The sequence below is a fragment of the Bacillus sp. GS3m_15504 genome, assembly GCF_055825275.1.
The window spans coordinates 1-206 of sequence record NZ_JBVVNL010000049.1 but is presented as its reverse complement, the minus strand read 5'-3'; the positions used below and the strand labels follow the sequence as shown (position 1 = coordinate 206).

General features: G+C 39.3%; 1 rRNA gene. It reads right to left on the bottom strand.

Annotated elements, in window-relative coordinates:
• Window positions 1-133: 133 nt before the first annotated feature.
• A 16S ribosomal RNA gene (locus tag AC0L0O_RS30160) occupies window positions 134-206 on the bottom strand; the annotation flags it as partial.

Sequence of the window (206 nt, the reverse complement as noted above, 5' to 3'; positions counted from 1 at the left end):
AAAAATATGAGCTACACTGTTATCTAGTTTTCAAAGAACATACATTTATATATGAGAGATAGTTCTCTCAAAACTGAACAAAACGAAACACGGAAACTTATATTGATGAACAGCGTTCATCAATTCTCCATAGAAAGGAGGTGATCCAGCCGCACCTTCCGATACGGCTACCTTGTTACGACTTCACCCCAATCATCTGTCCCACC